Below are 6064 nucleotides of genomic sequence, written 5' to 3' on the forward strand. Positions count from 1 at the left end.
ACACCCTGCACGAACACACAGAACCCGCCCGCCCCGAGCTCTACCTCACCGCCTGACCACCACCCACCCACAGGGAACAACGGAATGACACCACGCCACGGGACTTGACCGTTCTGCAGCTGTTGCTGCTGCGCGTCCTGGCAGTGATCTGGCAGCAGAACACACTCAGCCGGGAGCTGTTCGATACGAGGCGGACGCTGACACTGGGGCTGATGGGGCCGCCCTCCACCAAAGGTCGCAGTCGGCGTTGACCGGCTCTGCTCAGCATTGGAATTCTGACCTGCGCATGAGCGTCACCGTGGACAACATGAAAGGAAGTAGTGAAATGAACGCAATCATCAAGAAGGGCATCTCGGCCGTACTGCTGGCCGGCGCCCTCGTGGGGGGAACGGCCGCCGTCGCACAGGCCGAGACGGTGTACTACAAAGGCTCCGCGCTCAGCTTCGACCACGGGCGCAGCTGGGGGGTCTACAGCGAGTCGACCGTCCAGTCGGGCGTCTACGACCACAGCACCACCGCAAACACGACGTTCTCTGGATGGGAGAAGCCGGGTACGGCTGCCCACGCCATCGAGTTCGTCGGGACGGGTCAGGCCACCGCCTACTGGAACGCGCGCGGCTGACGAACATCGGGGTGGCATTCTGTCACCCTCAGAGAAGGAGCCACGGTGATGCTCATGTCCTTCTGGTCAAGACTCGTTAGTTCGGTCTTGGTCGTCCTGATCGGGGCGACGGCGAGCGTGTTGTTCGTGTTGAACCAGGGTGTCGGGCTGCAGCAGGAAGTCGACCGATTTCCGGCAAACTCGACGGCGATCTACCTGTACGGCGTTTCCGAAGACCATTCAGCCGGCGTCCTGTCCGCACTCGGCCGATTCGCCGATGCAGATGGACGGGCGGTCGTCCGAGTCGACCATCAGACGTCCAAGGTCGATGGAGGCCTGAGCGCTCTACGGGTCGGAGTGCTTGCGAACCCTCGCACGCCGCCCGCCGCGCTGGATCTGCGATTCCTCGGCACCCCATTGTTCGACGCCATGACGATCTCGAAGCTCCTCACGAGCGATCCCTCGAAGTCCGTGGGCTTGGATGCGAACGCGAGGGACGCGATCGCCACGATCCCCGAGCTCGCGTTCGCCCCTCGGCTTTCCGTCGTGCATCTGTCGCACCTGATCGACACCTCGGGAACGATCAACGGCACGTATCGTGTCGTCGGCGCAGACGCTGCCCAGGCGAACGAGTTACTGACCTCGCTCGCCGCTGTCACAGGCCAGTCGGCGCAGAGCATGCTTGCCCCGCTGCATGGGCAGGCCACCGACAGTGGACTGCTCCCCGTGATCTTGCTCGGCTGCGTGATCGCAGCGGTGATACTGCTTCTCCTCGTTCTCGTGGTTGAGGCTCTGCGCTCGTTTCCCGTCCTTGGCGTGCACCTGCTGCTCGGACGGTCCACATGGGGTTTCGCGATCAGGATGTTCCGACCCGTGCTTCTGACCGCGGTGGGGGCGGCAGTACTGTCGATGCTTCTCACCGTTGGGCTGGCGCAGGGCTATCAGCTCAACGCGACCCTCTTGGCGGCGGCATGGAGTTGCGCCGTCGCGGGGGCAGTACCCGTGCTGGCATGTGTCGCCGTCGCGGTCTTCGTGATCACCTCGACCAAGCCGGTCAACGCGATCCTCGGACGCTATTCAAAGAGGGTTCTACTGTGGACACTCGGCGGTCTCTACGTAGCTGCAATCGCCGGGTTCGCGTTCATGCTCGTCTACATCGATGGTCCCATCAAGGAGGCCGGCAAGCTCGCGGACGTCAGCCGCACCTGGTCGGCCGTGGAGAACCAGCAGATCCTCTATCAGCTGAGCCCCGGAAACGACGACGCCAGCATCGGCGGGCAGTCCACCCAGCTGGCGAAGGACTTCTACGACTGGTACAGCTCGATCGCGGACAAGCCCGGCGTCAGCCTCACCCACACCGCGTACTACGGCCAGCAGACACTGGACCAGTGGTCCGGGGTGTACAAGTCCGTGCCAGAGCAGCCGTTCTGGTACATCGCCGCCTCGCCCAGCTCCCTCGCCGCACAAGGATTCCACATCAGCCCAGAAGCTCTGGCCCGTGCCGAGCGGGGCGAACGGGTCTTCCTCCTGCCCGATACCTGGACAGGCACGGCGAAGACCTCGATGCAGGGATGGCTGACAGAAGACAGCCACCCGAAATACGCGCCGTCGATCCGCACCACGTACTTCGACCATGAGACGGTCGTGTTCGAGGACTACGCCCCGAAGACTCCGCTGTTCTCATGGACGACGGAACCGTCCCAGCCGCAGACCGTCGCCGATCCGGTGATCCTCATCAGCACCCCCGCGAACATGATCCCCTTTGAAAGCGAGAGCCTGTATGCGGTGGGACTGGAGAACAGCTACATCAAGCTGAGCACGGCAGCGGCGCACGAGTACACCAGCAATCAGTATCTCGCCACGTACCATCTCGACGACAACAAGGTCGAATTCCTTCCGGTCAGCGAGTTCACCGCGGGCCTCACCAAGACCATCCAAGGCACTCTGCAACTGTTCGGTGGCGTGATCGTCTTCCTGTTCCTCCTCGTAGCTGTGGCGCTCGTTGCCCTTCTGCGGCTCTTCTCGAACACCTACCGAGAGTCACTCGTGGTGAAACGCATGCTCGGCTACCCGCTGATCCGGCTCTTCGCGCCGGCACTCGTCGTGATCACCGTGACAGGTACGGTCGCCGTGGTCGTGGCGAGCCTGCTGCAATCCAAGAGCGCGATCCTGGGCAGCATCATCCTGCTCGCGATCCAGCTCGCGCTCGTCACGTTCCTCATCCGGCGGTACTCGCGCCTGCAACTGAGCTCCGCGCTCAAAGAATAGGAGTCGTCTTGACTGCTCTGCTCACTGTCGAGAACCTCACCAAAGCGTACGGTTCCCGCACCATCCTCGATCAGGTGAACCTGGAGGTGTCACAGGGAGAATCCGTGGCGATCGTGGGACCTTCCGGCTCGGGGAAGTCGACGCTGCTGAACATCGTCGGGCTGCTGGAGAGCCCAACCTCGGGCGCCATCCTTGTCGGAGGGAAGCGGCTGCCGCGCATCAACAGCCATGCGGCCAGCGCGTTGCGTCGGGACCGGATCAACTACCTCTTCCAGTCGTTTGCGCTCATCAACTCTGCGACCGCGCTGCAGAACGTCCTGATCGGGATGCACAGCGTGAAACGGAGCAAGCCGGCGAAGAAGAAGCAGATCATCGAGCTGCTCGCACGACTCGGGTTGGACGACGTGGTGTACGACAAGGTCATGACCCTTTCCGGGGGTGAGAGGCAGCGCGCCGCGCTCGCGCGATGCCTGCTCAAGCCGGGAGAGCTGATCCTCGCCGATGAGCCCACCGGCGCTCTCGACGACGCCTTGGCCGATGTCGCGGTGACGGAGATGCTTGCCCTGCAGAAAGAGTATGGCAAGTCGCTCGTCGTGGTGACGCACGATCACCGGGTGGCGGCGCGATGCGACCGCGTCTTCACCCTGCCTTCAGCGAGAACGGCCCAGTAGCCGCGGAGCGCCCACTCGTTTCCTGGAGAGCGCCTGGAGCCAGCCTGCTGCTGGCGCCCTGAGCGCTGGCGTGCTCACAGCTGGCTGTGGCGGGGGATCCGTATCGAGACTACCCAGGAATCGCCGTCCGGCCCGATGACGCAACTGCCCCCGAGGCGCGTGATGCGCTCGGAGATCCGGATGGTGCCGAAACCCGGCTCGGTCGGCGTCTGCACGTCCGGAAGGGTATTGGTTACGTCGAAGCAGACGATGTCGTCGACGACGGACAGACCGATGCGGATCGGGCTCTGCCCATGGTGTTTGAGGACGTTGGTCACGGCCTCCCGGAGGGTCCGTGAGAGGGTGGCCGACACCAAGCGACCCACCCGTTCGTCCCCCGGATCGCCTTCGACCTCGACACGGAGGTTCGCGGTCGCCAGTTCGCGACGGGCGTCGTCGAAAGCGGCCGTCAGAGCACGCATGGGCTGCTCGTCGATCGCGGTTCCCTGCTGCATGATGAGGCGGATGTCGTCGAGGACTTTGCGGGTGGTGTCGCCGAGCACGGACATCGCAAGGGCTCGGGTCGCCGGGTCGATTCCCTCCTCCTGGTCCTGTTCGAGCACGCTGATGTAGGTCGAGATCACGGTGAGATCGTGCGCGATGTCATCATGGAGCTCGTCGCTGATGAGCTGTCGTTCCTCGGCGCGAATCTCCTGTTCCGTCTGGATCCGGCGCTGCAGTTCTGCGGTCAGCGTCCGCGCCCGTCCGAGAGCGATTCGGAGGCTCGCGCCGATGACGCTGCTGATCAACGCGACGAACGGGACCCCGACGAGAACATTCAGGCCGTATGTCGACTGCGCGGTGGCCGCGACGGTTGCCACACCTCCCGCGATGAGCGCGACGAGCCCGGCGATGGTACGGATGCTGCCCACGCGAACGATGACGCACGCGGAGAGCGCGATCGCTGACAGGACGACCGCTTGCTCGTGGTACGGGAAAGACACCGCCAGCGCGACCGCGTACACCAGCAGACCCGCCCAGGGCCATCGGGCCGCGACAACGAAAGCGACGCAGAACACGGCATCGATCACGGCCGAGAGCGAGTCGGGGGCCGGCTGTGTCAGGTCCAAGATCGGGCCGGCGATCACCCCAATGCCAGCCAGCGCGAAAACAACCCACCACTCCGGTGCGGACAGCGGGGTCTGCGTCCGCCACGACGTGGGCGGACGTTGGTGCCTCCGCCTGCGCGCTGCCTTGAGTGACATCGCTCCAGCAGACCCGACGACGGATTGATCTGTCAACTTGGTGTGTGGCCGGGCCGGCGGCCCGGCCACCTTCCACTTACCCGCACGTGCGCACGATCTGGCACCACCAGGGATCGAGGACCTGCACCGTGTGGGCGACCCGTAGCAGAATGAATCCGAGCATGTATCGATTCCCCTCTTCACGTCGTCTTTCTCTTCACGACGTTTCTCGATTCCGACGACATGACGCTTTCACTCAAGGGCCGTACGGGGAAACGAGACTCCTACTTTCGTCTAGGTAGGAACGCCGTGTACCCGGACTCTCGTAAAATCCAGCTATGACGGGTGTCCGGGTTCTCATCGTCGATGACGACCCGGTGATGCGCATCGGGCTGCGAACGCTCATCCATCATCCGCCTTCCTTCACCGTCATCGGGGAGGCCGAGGACGGGGGCGCCGCGATCTGTGCGATGCAGCTCGATGCGGTCGATGTGGTGCTGATGGACCTGCAGATGCCAGGTGTGAACGGCGTCCAAGCCACTGCCGAGATCACCCGACGCTGGCCGTCGGCGAGGGTTCTTGTCATGACGGCTTTCGCCGCTTTGGACGCTATCGTGCCGCCATTGCGGGCGGGCGCGTCCGGGTACCTGCTGAAAGGCGCTACGCGCGCGGAACTCTTGCAGGCGATCAGAGGGGTTGTGACCGGCACCACCGTACTCGAGCCTCGTGTTGCGAGCCTCCTCGTCTCGTCGCTTCGCCGGTCTTCACGTCCACAACCGGAGGCGTTGGGTCCTGAAGTTCTGACGCCCCGTGAGGCCGAAGCTGTCGCATATCTTGCCCGGGGGATGTCGAACGCAGAGATCGCCCGCGCGATCAACATCTCCGAGGCGACCGTGAAGTCGCACCTAGGGAGCGTCGCGCGCAAGTGGAGTGTTCGAGATCGTACACAGATCCTCATCCGCGCTGCCGAGATCGGGATGATCCACCTCGGGTGAGTCCGAGCTGCTGTCTTCGCAGCAGCGGATCAAGCCCCGATCGCGATGTCTCCGCCCGGTCGTAGCTTTCCTGCCATGTCGTTACCGCCTCGTGACCCCGGAATCAGCCCAGCGTCCTACCGTCTGCGACGATGTCCCGCAAGCGGACGTCCTTCGCACACGGCGGAGCGGACGGTCGGTCGCCGCCCGTGGATACGACTTCTGGACCGAGTTCCTCCGCAGCCTCCGCGACCGCGGCCTGAAGGTCGCCACCGACGCCGACCCGCTCGGGGTTGCCCTGGTCACGTCCGACGCGCACGCCGGCAT

The 6064-nt window shown here is 64.2% G+C and carries 7 protein-coding genes; 6 read left to right on the forward strand and 1 reads right to left on the reverse strand.

Going from position 1 to position 6064, the window contains the following annotated elements:
• The first annotated feature begins 104 nt into the window (after positions 1-104).
• The 4 genes from G3N18_RS15290 to G3N18_RS15305 all read left to right on the forward strand — a co-directional run bounded on the left by G3N18_RS15290 (position 105) and on the right by G3N18_RS15305 (position 3540).
• The gene (locus tag G3N18_RS15290; protein ID WP_196385116.1) at positions 105-251 is read left to right on the forward strand and encodes a hypothetical protein; all 147 of its coding nucleotides are present in this window, start codon (positions 105-107) and stop codon (positions 249-251) included.
• A 74-nt stretch (positions 252-325) separates the two neighbouring features.
• The gene (locus tag G3N18_RS15295) at positions 326-622 is read left to right on the forward strand and encodes a hypothetical protein (RefSeq protein ID WP_196385117.1); all 297 of its coding nucleotides are present in this window, start codon (positions 326-328) and stop codon (positions 620-622) included.
• 87 nt (positions 623-709) lie between these two features.
• On the forward strand, positions 710-2869 hold the full coding sequence (locus G3N18_RS15300; protein WP_196385118.1) for a hypothetical protein: 2160 nt from the start codon (positions 710-712) through the stop codon (positions 2867-2869).
• Between the two features lie 8 nt (positions 2870-2877).
• Complete coding sequence (locus tag G3N18_RS15305; protein ID WP_196385119.1) at positions 2878-3540, forward strand: ABC transporter ATP-binding protein; 663 nt, start codon at positions 2878-2880, stop codon at positions 3538-3540.
• 74 nt (positions 3541-3614) lie between these two features.
• Here the strand turns inward: G3N18_RS15305 and G3N18_RS15310 are convergent, their stop codons facing one another.
• Positions 3615-4784, reverse strand: coding sequence for a sensor histidine kinase (locus G3N18_RS15310; protein ID WP_196385120.1), 1170 nt, complete (start codon positions 4782-4784; stop codon positions 3615-3617).
• A gap of 317 nt (positions 4785-5101) precedes the next feature.
• Between G3N18_RS15310 and G3N18_RS15315 the strand changes: the two genes are divergently transcribed.
• Positions 5102-5758 (forward strand): response regulator, encoded by a 657-nt coding sequence (locus G3N18_RS15315; RefSeq protein ID WP_196385121.1) that lies wholly within the window; start codon positions 5102-5104, stop codon positions 5756-5758.
• Between the two features lie 91 nt (positions 5759-5849).
• A partial coding sequence (locus G3N18_RS16365) for a hypothetical protein (RefSeq protein WP_206693322.1) occupies positions 5850-6064 on the forward strand: 215 nt, incomplete at its 3' end.

Origin of the sequence: Microbacterium paulum, assembly GCF_015707995.1 — a bacterium.
Classification (GTDB): domain Bacteria; phylum Actinomycetota; class Actinomycetes; order Actinomycetales; family Microbacteriaceae; genus Microbacterium; species Microbacterium paulum.

What these genes read in the sequence shown, in the direction of transcription:
- G3N18_RS15295 (WP_196385117.1), top strand. Translation starts at nt 326, where the DNA reads ATGAACGCAATCATCAAGAAGGGCATCTCGGCCGTACTGCTGGCCGGC.
- G3N18_RS15310 (WP_196385120.1), bottom strand. Translation starts at nt 4,784, where the DNA reads ATGTCACTCAAGGCAGCGCGCAGGCGGAGGCACCAACGTCCGCCCACG.
- G3N18_RS15315 (WP_196385121.1), top strand. Translation starts at nt 5,102, where the DNA reads ATGACGGGTGTCCGGGTTCTCATCGTCGATGACGACCCGGTGATGCGC.